The sequence below is a fragment of the Streptomyces sp. NPDC028722 genome (assembly GCF_040637655.1).
Classification (GTDB): Bacteria; Actinomycetota; Actinomycetes; order Streptomycetales; family Streptomycetaceae; genus Streptomyces.
The window spans coordinates 1-14669 of sequence record NZ_JBEZWU010000021.1; the positions used below are offsets into that span (position 1 = coordinate 1).

General features: G+C 66.5%; 9 protein-coding genes and 3 pseudogenes. 3 read left to right on the forward strand and 9 right to left on the reverse strand.

Annotated elements, in window-relative coordinates:
- Positions 1-87: 87 nt before the first annotated feature.
- The 5 genes and pseudogenes from AB0F03_RS27230 to AB0F03_RS27250 form a co-directional block, all read right to left on the reverse strand.
- A complete protein-coding gene (locus AB0F03_RS27230; RefSeq protein ID WP_361996495.1) occupies positions 88-2043 on the reverse strand; it encodes a hypothetical protein in 1956 nt (651 codons plus the stop codon).
- A gap of 588 nt (positions 2044-2631) precedes the next feature.
- Positions 2632-2888, reverse strand: a pseudogene (locus AB0F03_RS27235) (GTP-binding protein); the annotation flags it as partial.
- A gap of 2 nt (positions 2889-2890) precedes the next feature.
- Complete coding sequence (gene cysD / locus AB0F03_RS27240; protein ID WP_361996497.1) at positions 2891-3832, reverse strand: sulfate adenylyltransferase subunit CysD; 942 nt, start codon at positions 3830-3832, stop codon at positions 2891-2893.
- Positions 3829-4359 (reverse strand): annotated as a pseudogene (cysC, locus tag AB0F03_RS27245) (adenylyl-sulfate kinase); the annotation flags it as partial. The gene cysD and the pseudogene cysC, both read right to left, overlap by 4 nt.
- Before the next feature lie 1014 nt (positions 4360-5373).
- Positions 5374-5850: pseudogene (locus AB0F03_RS27250) on the reverse strand (FAD/NAD(P)-binding protein); the annotation flags it as partial.
- Positions 5851-6005: 155 nt separating this feature from the next.
- On the opposite strand from AB0F03_RS27250, the gene AB0F03_RS27255 reads away from it, so the two are divergent.
- Positions 6006-6479, forward strand: a complete 474-nt coding sequence (locus tag AB0F03_RS27255; RefSeq protein ID WP_361996499.1) for an Rrf2 family transcriptional regulator — start codon at positions 6006-6008, stop codon at positions 6477-6479.
- 116 nt (positions 6480-6595) lie between these two features.
- On the opposite strand, the gene AB0F03_RS27260 is transcribed toward AB0F03_RS27255, so the two are convergent.
- On the reverse strand, positions 6596-8170 hold the full coding sequence (locus AB0F03_RS27260; protein ID WP_361996501.1) for a carbamoyltransferase C-terminal domain-containing protein: 1575 nt from the start codon (positions 8168-8170) through the stop codon (positions 6596-6598).
- A gap of 732 nt (positions 8171-8902) precedes the next feature.
- Here AB0F03_RS27260 and AB0F03_RS27265 point away from each other — a divergent pair.
- Positions 8903-9676 carry a phytanoyl-CoA dioxygenase family protein gene (locus AB0F03_RS27265; protein ID WP_361996713.1) on the forward strand — a complete coding sequence of 258 codons (774 nt, stop codon included), beginning with the start codon at positions 8903-8905 and terminating at the stop codon, positions 9674-9676.
- Positions 9677-10028: 352 nt separating this feature from the next.
- On the opposite strand, the gene AB0F03_RS27270 is transcribed toward AB0F03_RS27265, so the two are convergent.
- The 3 genes from AB0F03_RS27270 to AB0F03_RS27280 form a co-directional block, all read right to left on the reverse strand.
- Positions 10029-11279 (reverse strand): MFS transporter, encoded by a 1251-nt coding sequence (locus AB0F03_RS27270; RefSeq protein WP_361996503.1) that lies wholly within the window; start codon positions 11277-11279, stop codon positions 10029-10031.
- Positions 11280-11551: 272 nt separating this feature from the next.
- On the reverse strand, positions 11552-12532 hold the full coding sequence (locus tag AB0F03_RS27275; protein ID WP_361996505.1) for a hypothetical protein: 981 nt from the start codon (positions 12530-12532) through the stop codon (positions 11552-11554).
- Positions 12533-12548: 16 nt separating this feature from the next.
- Positions 12549-13874, reverse strand: coding sequence for an MFS transporter (locus tag AB0F03_RS27280; protein ID WP_361996507.1), 1326 nt, complete (start codon positions 13872-13874; stop codon positions 12549-12551).
- A gap of 325 nt (positions 13875-14199) precedes the next feature.
- Here AB0F03_RS27280 and AB0F03_RS27285 point away from each other — a divergent pair, with 325 nt between their 5' ends.
- On the forward strand, positions 14200-14652 hold the full coding sequence (locus tag AB0F03_RS27285) for a DUF6027 family protein (protein ID WP_361996509.1): 453 nt from the start codon (positions 14200-14202) through the stop codon (positions 14650-14652).
- Positions 14653-14669 lie beyond the last annotated feature (17 nt).

Genomic DNA, 14669 nt, shown 5'->3' on the forward strand with positions numbered 1-14669 from the left:
GATACGCGCCGACCTCCACCTCGGACTACTCCAACTCGCATGCAGCATCATCTGCTTGAGACGACTCAGAACCTCATTTTGAAACGATCAGTTAGGTGCCCCTGGATCCGGCCGGTTCCCTGATACCTCGACGCTGAAAATGCCCGCCAGGGCCTCGGTGGCCACGCTCCATTGCTCGCCCGAGGCGCGATGGCGGCGCATCCAGTCGAGCACCGCCCGCAGCAGACGGGCGCGGATCTCTGGTGACGTACCGAAGTCGGGGTCGATCACGCCGGCCAGATCGCTGAGCACGCGCAGCGGGTGATCCGGAGTGGAGTTCCGACGCCGCCTGTCTCCCACCGCCAGGGCCAGCAGTCCTCCGATCGCTTCCGGCAGCAAGAACTGAGGTGCGCTCTGGATGAGTTGGCGGGTAGCTGCATCACCGAGAGGGTCAATGAGCATCCCATACAGCTCTTCGGGTTCGCGAGGAGTGGCCAGCACGGCCAGAGCCCCGTTCACCGCGAACTGGGCCGCCCGGATGTCCAAGCGGGCATACTCCGCCACGACGGCGAAGGTGCCGATGTCCCAAGACGTGGGCGCCGAGAGCGAGTGGATCCACTTCTCTGCTTGTGCCCGCGCCCGCGAGGACGGGAATACCTCGGCTGCGGACATCACCGCGGACGCAAGGTTAAGCGAATGGTCGGGGAAGGCATCGACCAGCGTGGCCCACGGCCGCCGCACCGGACTGGTGAAGAACCAGCGCGCTACCAGCGGCGCGCACAGCGCCGGCTGCAGACGCCAAACGTCTTCCACCGACTCCACCAGCCCATTGTGTGCAAGACCCTCCACCATGCCAGACAACTCAGCGGGAGCCACACCGACCAGGGGCGCGAGGGCGTACAGCATTTCCGGCGGTACGCCACCCAGGGCGGACACACAGGCCAGCGCATCCAGCACCGTGTGTGATGTTGTTGCCTCACTCAGGTACCGCTCGACGTGCGCTACGTGCGCTCTGCCGCTAAAGACGCCCCCGCCCTGCCCACTGGCCAGCAACTCGCACAGCGTCACCGCCCACCCCGGCCGCCCGTCCGCTTGGTCGAGTACTGCAGCCCGGGACCGATGACCGGTGACACCCGCGGTGGTGACCAACGTGTTCATCTCCGTCCGTTCGAGAGGGCCCACGTTGATGACCAGCGCCCCGGGCAGCCAGCCAACCACCTCATCGAGCCGATCCGGCCAGGTCGTTACCACTGCGGAGAACAGAAGACCGGTCTGTCGGCGGGTGTGTCGCAGGACACGCACCGCATCAGGATGAGCATGAGCATCGTCCACGACTACTGCTCTCGGCAGCACCAGAAGCAGGTCGTCATGAAGGTGAGCCAGCGAAGCGGGTTCTACGTAGACCACCTGATCGCCGAGCTGACCGGTGAGCCGAGCTTTGCCCACCCCCGGAACTCCAACGAGCACCACGTCCTGGCAGGCATCCACCGCAGTCGACAGGGCCTCAACCTCGTTCGCTCTGCCCACCAGCGGCGGTGGGCTCGCCACCAGAGGCGGTGGGCTCGCCACCAGAGGTGCCTCCAAAGGCTCGTCGAGCAAGGAGCCGAGTCGGCCCTCGATACCCAACAGATCCCGCCGCCATGCCGCATCACGCACCAACTGGTGAACGAACCACTCCTGGGCGTACACGTGGGCTGGAGGAAGCCCTCGGTCCGAGCACAGTTTGTCCAGAGCCCTCCGGGTGCGAGCGTCGACGGGGCGCGAGCTGGCTACGACAACCAGGTCGACCTGCAAGCCCTCCTCCTGCATCCGATTCAGGCCGTTGCGCACGTTGGCGATCGGATCACCAGTAGTGACCATAAGGCGCCCCCGCGCCTGAGGGTCATTGCTGTCGGAAGGAAAGTAGATGTCTGCGTCACGGCCGAAGTCATGACCGCCCTCGACCGCCGACAACCCCGGATACCGGGACTGCAACAGGGCACAAGCGCACCGTTCGAACTCTGCTGGATGGACAGATTCGTTGAGAGCCTGCCGCACGCGAGCCGGAAGATTCACAATCCACATGCTACGCACCGTGTGCGTTCTACGGTTGTGGAGAGCCGCTCAGCCAGACGGCTCGCCGTCTGCTGGGAAAGCCGGGCCCGCTCGACGCACAGGTCGCCGCGCGGGCCGTACTCCGCGGTCGTGCCCGGGCCCGGGCCAAGTCCGGCGACGGCCTGCTACCGGATGCTTCTCTTGACTTCGGTGACGATGGTCCCAGGGTTGCCTTATCCTTGTGCCGTGCGGCCGGCGCTCTGGCTGAACTCTCGCCAGACACGCGGGTGCTCGGCGGTTACAGGCTGCCGTTCACCGGTCATGCCCTGGACCAGGCAGTGGCCGCTGCGCTCGAGGTGGTGCTCGAGCCACTCTCTGGACGCGAGGAGACTGTAGGCCCTGCCGCTCGGGCGGTCCGACGCGCCAGGACAGGGAGCCCCCGGCCTACGACGACACGACCTTCGCCCAGGTCCTCCGCACTTCCCAGGCCACCCGCAGGACGGAGGCCAGGTGCCTGCACCGAGCCCGCGGCACGGTGGTCGCCGCCCGCCGGGGTAGGCGCGGGACAGCGGCAAGGGGGCCGTTTGGAGCGGTCGGCTCTGTGCTCCGGGAGACGGCGATGGCCGCGTGTCGGCGGGTCTGCTCGACCACACCGTTGCGGGCGTCGACGAGGATCACGGTCAGCTCAGCCGCGGAGACACCGGTGACCATGTTGCGGGTCTACTGCACATGGCAGGTCGTGTCGGCCAGGATGAACCGGCGCCGGGGTGCAGCAGGCGGCCGACGAGGGTGGACTTGCCGTCGTCGACGGAGCCGGCGGTGGCGAACCGCAGCAGGGTGGTGGCCGAGAGCACCTCGGTCGTCGTGGTGCTCATGGTTAGAAGTACCCCTCGCGCTTGCGGTCTTCCATCGCGGCCTCGGACATCTTGTCGTCGGCGCGGGTGGCACCGCGCTCGGTGAGCCGGGACGCGGCGATCTCGGTGATGACGGCGTCCAGCGTGGTGGCGTCGGAGTCGACGGCGCCCGTGCAGGACATGTCACCGACGGTCCGGTAGCGCACCAGCCGCTTCTCGACCGTCTCGCCGTCCTTCGGGCCGCCCCACTCGCCGGCCGTGAGCCACATGCCGGCCCGCCGGAACACCTCGCGCTCGTGCGCGAAGTAGATCCGGGGCAGTTCGATGCCCTCGCGGGCGATGTACTGCCAGACGTCCAGCTCGGTCCAGTTGCTGAGCGGGAAGACGCGGACGTGCTCGCCGGGCGCGTGGCGGCCGTTGTACAGGTTCCACAGCTCGGGCCGCTGCCGGCGCGGGTCCCACTGGGAGAACTCGTCGCGCAGGGAGAACACCCGCTCCTTGGCGCGGGCCTTCTCCTCGTCCCGGCGTCCGCCGCCGAAGACGGCGTCGAACCGCTCGCTCTGGATCCTCTCCGTCAGCGGCAGCGTCTGCAGCGGGTTGCGGGTGCCGTCGGGGCGCTCCTTGAGCACACCGCGGTCGATGTAGTCCTGCACGGAGGCGACGTGCAGGCGCAGCCCGTGCTGCCGGACCGTGCGGTCGCGGTACTCCAGCACCTCCGGGAAGTTGTGCCCGGTGTCCACGTGCAGCAGCGAGAACGGCACCGCCGCCGGGGCGAACGCCTTCAGCGCGAGGTGCAGCATCACGATGGAGTCCTTGCCCCCGGAGAACAGGATCACAGGGTTCTCGAACTCACCCGCCACCTCACGGAAGATGTGCACCGCCTCGGACTCCAGCACATCCAGGTGCGAAAGGAGGTGTGCGCCGCCGGTCGGCAGCGGTGCAGCGTTCGGCACAAGTGCGGTCATATCAGCCCTCGTTCGGTGAGCATCACGTGGACGGCGTCCGCCGACACCGAGACCGACTCGCGATGCGTGTGCAGACGCAGATGTGGTCGCTCGGGTGCCTCGTACGGGTCGTCCACACCCGTCAGGCCCCGGATCGCACCGGCGGCCTGCTTGGCGTAAAGCCCCTTCACATCCCGCACCGAGCACACCTCCACAGGCGCCGCGACATGAATCTCCAGATAGGGAATGCGCGCGAGGTCATGGCGCAGTCGAACGCTCTCCCGACTGGCTCGGTAGGGCGCGATGACCGGTACCAGCACGATGACACCGTTACGGGCGAGTACCTCGGCAACCATTCCGATCCGCCGCACGTTGGTGTCGCGATCCTCGCGGGAGAAACCGAGCCCTGACGAGAGATTGGGGCGGATCTCGTCCCCGTCGAGAACCTCCACCCGGCGCCCCTCCGACCGTAGCCGGGAGGCCAGCTCCCGGGCGACGCTGCTCTTTCCCGCGCTGGGCAGCCCGGTGAGCCACACCGTAAAACCCGAGGGGCGACAGGCTCGGGCCGAAGACGGGGATGTGACAACGGCCGTCGCCTGGTCGCGGCCGGATGGGCTGTTCTCGGTCCGCCCGGCCGCCCGCGCGCAGGCCCCGGTAGCGTGGGCCGCCGGGACCGCATCGAGAATCGATCGTGCGAGACCTGCGGCCTGCTGCCGGATCTCAGGAACAGCGGTGGTCTCCCACAGTTCGCCACGCCGATGGGCGCCAAGTGTCCACAACGAGCGGTGTCCGTCGTGGGACCGCAGCCGTCCCTCGGCAGTGCTGGCCAGCCCGATCCCCAGCGGTCCCGGAACGGCCAGCCCCGAGGACAGCAGACAGGTCAGCAAGGGATCGGGGGAATCGATCGGGCGGAGACCCGGCCCCGAACAGTCCACCACCCAGCCGACTCGCACGGGTGCCGAGCCCGTCAGCGTGACGGTCAGAGCGTCCGGACCAATCCGGGTTCCGGTGACCTCACCCACGTGCAGACGCAGTCGCCGGGCAGTTCTGAGCCGGGTGACCGCCTCCGCCGTCTCCGGTGCCATCCGGTGTCGGAGCACGTTCCATCGGTGCCGGTCGGTGCGCAGGAACTCCGCTCTCTGCTCCTCCGCCAGCGCGCTCCACAGGCGGGAGGTCAGCGGCCGCAGACCGTCGACGGCCGGACGCCAGTCGCCCTGTGCGCGAGTCACCTGTCGGATGTGCCGCTCAACCGCCGCTCGCAGCCGGGGCAACGGCAGCCCGTCCAGGGTCTCCACCGGTTCCACGGGCGGCAGCGGCGCGACGGCATGGGCGTGGGGCAGCAGGCCGTGACGAGACAGGACATGGATGGTACGGCCGGGGCGGGCGAGGGTCAGAGCGATGTCCACGGCGGTAAGGCCGCTGCCGACCAGCAGTACGTCCGTCTCGTCCGCGACCGGCCCCGCCAGCGCTTCGGGATCCCAGGGATCGCCCAGGAACCGCTTGGATGCACGGAGTTCCGGCGATGCCCACCGAGCCTGGCCGGCCAGCGGGCCGGTCGCGAGCACCACACTGTCGGCGGCGACACGGGAGGTGTCGGCGAGGGTCACCTCGGCGCGGTCGCCGCGCCAGGCGCATGCCGTCGCGCGCGTGTGCAACCGCCGGTAGGTCACCAGGCCGGCCGCCCGTTCGACGAAGGCGGCCGACGTGGCGGCGAGATAATCGCCGTAGTGACCTCGAGGGACGAAGGAGCGGGCGGTCGCGGAGGGGGCGCGGTGCCGGACGAGCCAGTCGACGAAGTGGTCCGGTCGGTCCGGTAGACAACTCATGCCACCCGCAGGCACGTTGAGAAGATGCCGCAGATCGTCCGTGGCGAAGGCCACGCCGACTCCGGTCCGCGGGCTTGGATCGACCACCGTGAGCTCCACCGGCTCACGTCGCCGGACCGCCTCATCGGCGACGTGTACGACGACCATGGTGCCGGAGGCTCCGGCGCCCACCACAACCAGTCGGTGAGGGACGTGACCGCGTGTGCCGCGCATCTGCACCTCCACAGGGATTCTCCACCAATTCGATTGGTTATATGAACGGGGGCAGAACGCGGTGATCGCAACGGCTCGTCAATTGACGAGAAGGATGGCAGGTTGACCGAAAGACACCTGTCGCGGCCCCGACCGACTCACGGAGGCTGATGCTTATGCGGATCACGGCTCGGACTGACTATGCGATACGGGCGATGGCCGAACTCGCGTGCAGTCCGCAGTCACCGCGGAAGGCTGAGCAACTCTCCGCCTCCCAGGACATACCGGTGCGTTTCCTGCTGTCGATCCTGCGCGAGCTGCGCCAGCATCGTCTGGTGCACAGCAGTCGCGGCCCCGAGGGAGGGTACCGGCTTGCCAGGCCGCCGGAGGAGATCTCCATCGCCGACGTCGTCCGTGCCATCGACGGTTCGCTTGCGAGCTTCCGTGATCTCAAACTCAGCGACCTCAGCTACCCGGGTGCGGCGGCCGCACTGCCGGACGTGTGGCGGGCAGTGCGCGTGAGCCTGCGCCAGGTTCTGGAACGCGTGACGCTCGCCGACCTGGCGGTCGGTGAGCTGCCGCTCCCCGTGCAGAAACAGGCGCAGGAGTATCGCGAGGACATCCGGTACCGCTCCGAGGGCCTGTTCTGAGTCGAGATCAGGGGAGGGCCGGTAGGCTGCGTAACCGAGATAGTGCGGGTTGACGCGCAATGCACTGCGGGGACTGGAGACGGAGCATGAGCTGTCGCGCCAGTCCCTGATCCTACTCAGAGTTGCGGGGTCCGCGGGATCACGAAGGTGTCCTCGACCACGTAACCGTCGAGTCCGTGTTGTTCGCCGTATTTGACCAGGTCGCTGGTGCGGTTGATGAAGCCGCGGCCGGAGTAGTTGAGGGAGGTATTGCACAGGACGCTGAAGCCGGTAACGTCGCGGAAGGCCGTGAGCAGCGTAGCCATGCCAGCGTTCTGATGCTTCGTCACGGTCTGTGTGCGTGCGGTCCCGTCGACGTGCGTGACGGCCTTGAGGGCGTCCGACCGTACGCTGCTGAAGTAGAGCATGTACGGATCCGGGATCGCACCCTCGAACCACTTGGAGGCGTCCTCTTCCAGGCAGATCGGTGCGATGGGCCGGTAACTCTCCCGCTGCTTGATCTTGTTCAACCGAGTGGTGGTCTCCTCGGTGAACGGCGCGGCGATCACCGACCGGTTGCCCAGGGCCCGTGGTCCCATTTCCCAACGGCCGCGTGCCCAGCCGATGATGTTGCCGTCGGCCAGAAACCGTGCGACCTCCGCGTAGTCCAGCCGCCTGGTCTCATAGCGCGACGGGTCGAACTCGACGTCCTGGACGAAGTCGTCGCCGGCGTAGACGTCCCAGTCCACCGCTGCGGAGCCCGTGTAGTGCAGCTGGGCGTCGATCGCTGTGCCGAGGCTGGATCCGCTGTCGTTCGGGCATGGTGGGACGAACACCTGCGGAAACAGCCCGCATTCGCGCCAGCGGCGGTTCCACTCGCAGTTGAGCCCGCAGCCCCCGGAGATGAGCAGCGGCAGTCCGTCGGTGAGATGTTCTTCAGCGTAGGCATAGAACCGATCGAAGATGGCATCTGAGAACTTCGCCGCCAGGTCCTTGTACTCCTGGGACTCTACGCCGATATTCCGAAACCGAGTCCAGGACATCTCGTCCTTGCCGAGACTGAGGATGATCTGCTCCTGCGCCAGCAGGAAGTCAATCAGTTCTTGTTCCTCCGGCGTGGTGGCGGTGTGGCGGGCGAAACCGGTCAGTGCCATCTGCCTACCAGCGTCCTGAAGCCGCAGCAACCCCTTGTTCACGGGGAAGTTTCGGTCGGCCAGGGCGAACAGGTAGGCATACTTGTTACCGGGGTCGGCCATGACGTGCTTGAGGTGTGTGACTCCACCGCTCTCGTCGATGTGGTAGAAGGAACCAATGTTTCCCTCCCATATCAGGCAGTAGCAAGCCTGACCTGTCGGGAACGGCGACAGGCCGAGGGCGGACATGATGTGCGAACGCTCGTGCGTGGAGGAGAAGACTCGGACGTCACGCCCGAAGAACCGGCCCGTCCGATCAGTGATCGAGCCTGCCCCGACCCCGAAGTAACCGGTCTGAGAGGGCGGTTCGACCGAATGCGTGCCCTTGACCCAGCCTCCGATCGCGATCACGTCCGGTAGCCGATCGAGGCGTTCTGCGGCAGCCTGTAGCACCTCCGCCGTCAGCGTGTCGTAGCGCGGGAACGAGTCCTTCTCCGCCTCCAGCGAAAAGAGCAGTCGGCCGTCCTCGATGGCGGTGACCGCGCTGTCGTGCCCCTCCTTGAACGACAAGATCAGCATGCTTGCCTACTCCTTCGCGTAGGTCGAGCCGGACCGGCCTCACTTGCGCCGTCGGCTCGGGGGTGGTTTCGCCTAACCGGCTCCGCGGCCGGCTCGCTGCCGTCGCACCGAGAACCGGCTGCCGGGCTTCCCGCTCCAGCACGGCCTATGCCGTCGTGCCGTCGTCGACGACGAGCACCGCCGCATCCGGGCGTGCTGCCGCTTGTCGGCGAGTTGTCAGTAGATGAGTCGGGTATTCCAGTCGTGCAAGCGGATCGTGAGGTTGCGGGGTCGATGCCGGTCCATTGGGCTTCGGCGTACGCCAAGCAGGCGCTGCGCGAGGCGGCCCGGAACGGTTCCGGTCCGACGGGCACGTCGATGCCGACGGCCCACTATGACGATGAGGTGGAAGAGCGCGGCGTGTATGCACGTTAGCTACAGCCTTCGGATGCGCGCAATCTTCCGCAGCCGACCAGGCGCTGCTGCGCCAACCCTGCCGTGTCGTGTTGTCCGGCCGTGCCCAACTTGTGCGAAGAGCAGCGAGGGCCGGGTGCGTCGCGCTCGCGAAGCAGGACGTTTCCTGGCGCGGAGGACGCCACTCGTCGCATTTCGAAACCTCAACAACGCCGCCTGTGCGGCACCAGCCCGGTTCTCGAATTGATTGCAGGGAAATGATCGACCTGACATGATCTGGTCGTTGCAAGATGCTCCACCAAGCGATGCAATGGTTGGGATGGTGGCGATATCGTGGACATGCTGCGCGCTCTGGCAGACCTTGGGGTGGACGATGTGAAGTTCGACCCCGAGCTAAGCCGGCAACTGGACGAGGACGGTTTTGTGTTCTTACCAGGAATTATGTCACGGAAGTTGCTCGAAACCTTCCGGGCGCGGCTCGATGAACTACTGGCCGAGGAGGGAGATCGGGCCGGGACCGAAGTGGGGCAGGAAGAGGGGTGCGACCGGGTCTCGGATCTCGTCAACAAAGGGGAAATTTTCGACATCTGCTACACGCATCCCTTGTTGCTGCGGGCGGTGAGGCAGGTGCTCGGCAACGATTTCAAACTCTCCTCTGTGAGCAGCCGTGCGGTACTGCCCGGTGGCGGGCACCAGGGGCTGCACGCCGACTGGCTGCCGGGTACCCGGGACCCGGCCGGGCCGGTGTTGCCGGGGCGCTACCAGGTGTGCAACAGCCAGTGGTTCCTCGACGACTTCACGATGGAGAACGGTCCGACGCGGGTGGTTCCCGGATCGCACCGGTGGGGCCGGACGGCAGCCGAGGTGATGCGTGACCCGGCCGAGCGGCGCCCTGACGAGAAGCTGGTCCTCGCCGAAGCCGGCTCTGTCATGGTCTTCAACGCCCATTTGTGGCACAGCGGCACACTGAATCGCACCGATCGCCCGCGGCGGGTGATGCACGCGTACTTCACTCGCCGCGCCAACACCCAGCAGCTGGACCAGGCGGCGTACATCCGCCAGGAGACACTGGAACGCATCAGCCCGGCGGCACGCGTCATCCTTGACGTCTGATATCACGACTCCGGCAGCCGACGTGTAAACAGGTCCGGTTCAGGGGTGGTTCGGGCAGTGTTGGGTGCCCGGTGGTCGGTGTGACCGCGGGGCACCTGGTGTGTGGGTGGTCAGGCTGTGTCACCGATGGGGACAAGACTGCACGGTTCCCGTGGACGGCTCTGGGCACCACGCCCCTCCAGTCTCCCGCGCCGGCATCAGCCCACGTCAGGGCGGACCGAAGCACCTTCGGCGCGTGCCACGGGGTGCACCAGGCCCTGGCGCTTTCGCGCTCGCCGCCGGTCGGTCCCCGCATCCCGGCCATAATGGGGCCCGGAGCCGGCTGATCCGGCGAGTGCGGTCGAAGACGAGATCAAGGGGCCTGGGAGACATTTTCACTACCGGGCACCCGCATCCCGGCGAGCGGCAGCGAACGGTGCATCGGCAGGCAGAAAGCCGCGCTGGCCAGCGCTATCGCAGCGAGCGCTCCCCATATCGCGAGGCTGCCGACGCTGAGCAGCCAGGAATACAGACCCGGGGCTATGGCGTAAGCGATGGCCCAGGCCAGCTGGTAGGCCGCGACATAGCGTCCACGCAGCTCGGCGGGTGGCGCGGACGCAGAGAGAGACTCCAGTACCGGGTCCGCCGTCATCTCACCCAGTGTATAGATGACGGTGGCCACGAGGATCGTTGTCGCGGCCGCCCAGGGGGCCATCAGGCCCGCGCCCCAAAGTGCGACGAACGAGAAGGTCGAGAGCACTGCAGCGACGATGATAATCCGCGACCGGATCCATCCGATCGTCGAGTTGACGACGATCCCCTGCCCCAAACTGACCATGACGGTGTTGATGACGAAGGCTGCACCGGAAATCCAGCCCGGCAGGCCCAGGGTTTCCACGACGTAAACTGGAATGACCAGGTTAAGGGTCATGATGGTCATCGAGTAACAGAATCCGGAACCGATCAGCCATCGGTATCCGCGGTCGAGCAGTACGGTTCGCCAGCTGCCATTCCTAGAAGGTTCATCGGCCTTCGACGATGCGACCTCGGGTACCTTCACGCGTTGCATGACAACGTATGCGACCAGGAATGTCAGTGCATTAATCAGAACAGCCGCCTGATATGCCGCGGGGCGGTCGATGGTGACGACGATGCCGCTGAACAGGCCGCCGACGGCGAAGCCCGTATTGCGAGTCGCCCCGAACAGGGCGAACCACCGCTCGCGCTCACCCGGAGGGCAGGCACTTGTGAGGATAGGGCCGTACGTTCCCCAGAACGCGGAGCGGCCCAGCGCGGTGAGTGCGATCGCCAATGTGACCCCGGGGAAGGCACTCACGAAGGGGTGAGCCGCGAACCCCGCCAGCTGCAGAATGTTTCCCGCCTGCATGACGCGCTTGGCGCCGTAACGGTCCACCGCCTGGCCGACAACGACTGTCGCGGGCAATCCGACGGCAGAAGCGATGGAGATCGAGGTACCTACCTGGACGAGTCCCAGCGGTGTGACACGCAGGAAGTAGATTACCGACAGCGGGAGCCACGCCCCAGTGCCGAGCGCGTCGACCCCGATCGTGAAGACGAGGCGACGATGAGGTCCGACCTTGGGGAAGCCGAGTGCGGAGAGCATGGTGGGCATCGTTGTCCACCGGACCATGAGACTGTCAAGCATCGGCGAAGACGTCTGGCCGATAAAACGCCAACTCGGCTCGCTACGAGGGCGTTTGACGGGCCCGTAAGCCTGGTTGTGTCCCGGATGCCCAGGCCGGCACTTCCGTTGTGTCATGGCGCCTGCGGAGTCGGCATCGGCCGGTTGGTCGCCCTCGAGCGAGGGCACCGCACCTACGTGGTCACCTCCCGAACAGAACGAGGTTGATGTGCCCTTTCCGGGGGCCATGAGCGTCATGCATGGGGGTCCCGGAAGAACGTCATGAAGAGCTCCGTTCCCATACCACCCGTCATGAGCCGGTCCGCACGGCGGTGCGTCAGCCGGCTCAGCCAGTCGTTGGTACCGATGTCGACCAACTCATAGGTCTCGCCCTTGAGGTTGCGGCTCGATATCTTCACGCACAGGTCCTGGTAGTAGCCCATCCCCGCGTGCCGGTCCAGATCGAGCACAACGTCGACGGAGTCCAGGCTGCGTCGCTTTGCCAGTTCTGCGATCGCATCCCCGAATATTCGTCCCGCGTAGACGAGCGGCCGATTCAGATGGGCAAGGGTGTTCGGCAGTGTCGCGACGATCGTATTGAGGTCGGCGAGTGGAATCTTCTTAGGCAGGGCCACGCCCACCGCATCGAACACGCTGAAGCCCACCGTGCGTGCTTGACGCCGTACGACGTCCCGATCGAAACCCGCAGCTTTGATGGCGAGTTCAACGATACGGAGGTTGGAGACGTTGACCGTCACTCGGTCCGCCCCGTACCCGATGCTTCGGCCCCGGTCGATGACGTCCAGGTAGATGCCGATCTGCTCGGCGAGATTCCTGGTCTTGAAGTCATCGCAGTTCGGGGCGTGTTCGGCCCGGACCAGGCTCAGCGCGTGATAGTGGGGCTTGTACTGGGGTTCTTTGTAAACCTGAGTGCGCAGTTCGCGGTGGAACGTGCCCAACGTAGTTCCGGCCCAGGCGTTGGGCTCGGCGTTGCGTTGCCTCGCCAGTTCCAGGGCGAGTACGGACACGGCATCGGCGACCACCTCGGTGTTGCGAATGGTGCCCAGTACCGTCTTCTGGCTGATCCCGGAGAGCGCGCTGTTGGATCCGAGTGCGGCCACGGGGGAGATCTCCAGCATCCGGATGTCTTCCGGGATCACATCCATGACCGATGCCTGGAAGCGGGTCACTTCCCGCTGGTCGAGCACGCTCGGCGTGGTGAACAGGTTCTTCATGTGCTGCCGGTACACATCATGGGCCGCCAGTCCCTCGGCTCGCTTCGCGTACAGATCGATCAGTGTCGACTGCAGCTCCCTGGGCGTGGTTGAGAGTTGCACTCCTGGAAGTCCCTTCGAGGTTTGAACGGGTGTTGGCTACGGCGATCCCTGCCGCCAGGAGCGTTCCGAGCAGCAGATACCTCCCGGGCGCCGTCGTGTGCTCGCCGCCGGCGAGTGCGCCGGCCACCAGCGGCCCGAAGCTGGCGACCGTAGCACCGAGTTGATAGGTGAGGGCCAGCCCCGAGTAACGGTGCCTGGTACGGAACTGCTCCGCGAGGAACGCGGCGAAACCGCCGTACACGGCCGCATGGCCGACGCCCATGGCCAAGACGAAGGTGAGTGTGCTCAGGCTGCTGTTGCCCGAGGTCAGCCAGTGCGGCGCGGGCAGGATCACCAGGGCGCACACGGCGTATCCGAACAGGATGACCCGTCTGCGTCCGAACCGGTCGGACAGGATGCCGAACACGGGGAGCAGGAGGGCCTCAAGAACGGCTCCGCCCATCAGCCCGTTGAGGAGCTCCGACCGGGCCTCGGGCCGGCCGACGGAGGCGTAGGCGGGCAGATAGACCGAGTACGTACTGACGATCATGGCCAGACCCAGCGCGGCCAGTGCTCCCTTCAGTATCTGCCAGGGACGCTCCTTGAGCACACCGGCGATCGGCACTCTGGCCAGTCCGCCGCCCTTGCGCTCCTCGACGAACTCGGGGCTTTCGGCCACCCCGAGGCGCACCACGGTGCCCACCCCCACCAGAGCCGCCGAAGCCAGGAACGGCAGCCGCCAACCCCAGGAGAGCAACTCCCGCTCGGGCAACATCGCCACGAGCGAGATCATCCCCGTGCTGGCCGCGAGGCCGAGCGGAAAGCCGGCCGCCGGGAAACTGCTGAACCGGCCGCGTCGGTCCGGGCGGACGTGCTCGGTGGTCATCAGCACCCCACCCCCCCATTCGCCGCCGATCCCTATCCCCTGGATGACGCGCAGGGTGACCAGAAGCGCCGGAGCCCAGACGCCTGCCTGCTCATAGGTGGGAAGGACACCGACGAGAAACGTCGCCATTCCCATCACCAGCAGCGTCAGCACGAGCATCGACTTACGGCCGACCCGGTCCCCGAAGTGCCCGATGACCACACCGCCCAGAGGCCGGGCCACGAACCCGGCGGCGTAGGTGGCGAATGACGCCAACGTGGCCGCGGAGGGCGACTGCTGAGGGAAGAACAGCGGGCCCAGCACCAGAGTCGATGCCGTGGAGTAGAGGTAGAAGTCGTACCACTCGATAGCACTGCCGATCGTGCTGGCGAGCACGGCTCTGCGGGCCATTCTCCCGGAGTCGGTGGCGTCGCGGCGGCGTGACGTGGTGATGCTTCTTCTCAACGTGCCCTTTCCCATCTGTCCGGAGGTGCTGACGGCAGCCGGCAGCGCGAGTCGCAAATACAGGAGCGGAGAGAGGCGTGTGGTGCGAGCTTTCGACCGAGTCGACCTCGGTCAGGGCAGGACAGAGGATCACCCGCCCGGGTGCGCTGTGTCCAGCGGAACGCTGCTCCTCCGCGCCGGTCCGCGGCCGTGCTTGCGTGCCCCGGATGATGCCGCAACGATCGTGTGGACCAGGGGATACCGGAGAGGAGCACCGGTGGACGACGAACCGGTTTTGGACGACATCTGGACCAGTGAGGACGGCCACGACGTCGTGTGCCTGCGGCCCTGGAAGGGCACTTGGGACAAAGACGACCCGCACGCCAACTTCAAGTCGGACGTGATCGGCTACGGACTGCTCAACCCCCTCGAAACCGTACGGGGGATGTCCCGCAATCTGGACATTCCCGTCGGTGCGATCGTCCGGTACGTACTGGCCAGGTGGGCGACCGGAGGCAGCGGCGGGCTGTTGGAGATCGGGCCGGTGATGGTCCCGCGGCTCTGGGCTCCGGTCGAGGAGGCCGAGCGGGAGGATACGGACGAGCAGCGGCTACGCGCCTACCATCAGCTGAGGCAGATGCTGTCATGGCTCAAGCTTCCGCTCGACGACCCGAGCATTTACCCGCCGCAGGCGGAGGATCGCGCAGCCGACGGGTCCGCGGCGAGCTGATGTCCTTTCCCATGGTT